Raw genomic sequence first — 824 nt, 5'->3', positions numbered from 1 at the left:
GACGAAGATGATGGTGATGACGAAGCTCGGCGCCAGCACGATCTTCGGCAGCGCATCCTGCAGCCGGCCTCTCAACGAGATCCCCGTCGATTGCCTCGGCGTCAGAACCGGATCGGTGGTCGCAACGGTGCTCATGGAATGTCATCTCCTCCCCGCATGATGGCCTGATCATCCCTGCATGATCGTCCGCGCATGATCGCGGAGCCTGAAGCTTCCCCGCGACACGCGGGGAAGCGTTTGTTATCGACAGTCTCAGCGGGCGTCGTCGATCGCCTGGACGAGCTGCTTGACGGCTTCGTCGGAGGTCTTGATCTGGCCGTGGACGAACTTCGAGACGACATCCTTATAGGCGTTGGCGATCGCCGGCGGTGCGCCGTAGCCTTGCGCCAGCGAGCCGAACAGCGTGCCGCCTTCGTTCGCTGCCTTCAGGTCGGCGATGCCCTTCTTGCCGCAAGCGTCGAAGTCGGTGTCGGGAACGTCGGTACGAGCCGGCACCGAACCCTTGACGACGTTGAAGGCCGACTGGAAGCTCTTCGACAGCGTCGCGGTTGCCAGCGCCACCTGGGCGGCCTTGCGGTCATCAGGAACGTTGAACATGCCGAACATGTCGGAGTTGTAGACCACGCTGCCGTCGGTGCCGGGGAAGCGGTAGCAGAGGAAGTCGGTATCCGGCGTCTTCTTGGCGGCGACGAATTCGCCCTTGGCCCAGTCGCCCATCACCTGCACCAGCGCGTCACCCTTGATGACCATGGCCGTTGCCAGGTTCCAGTCACGGCCCGAGAAGTTCGGGTCGACATATTTGATGATTGTCGCCAGATTGTCGA

At 62.4% G+C, this 824-nt stretch carries 1 protein-coding gene and 1 pseudogene; both read right to left on the bottom strand.

Translation table 11 applies throughout. From position 1 onward, the window contains the following. Positions 1-135: pseudogene (locus tag G9X67_RS34665) on the bottom strand (sugar ABC transporter permease); the annotation flags it as partial. Between the two features lie 117 nt (positions 136-252). Next, positions 253-824: ABC transporter substrate-binding protein (locus tag G9X67_RS34660; RefSeq protein WP_171600804.1), on the bottom strand; the 572-nt coding region annotated here is incomplete at its 5' end.

The sequence above is a fragment of the Rhizobium sp. WYCCWR 11152 genome, from assembly GCF_013087615.1.
GTDB lineage: Bacteria > Pseudomonadota > Alphaproteobacteria > Rhizobiales > Rhizobiaceae > Rhizobium > Rhizobium indicum.
This window is presented reverse-complemented; position numbering and strand designations above follow the sequence as displayed.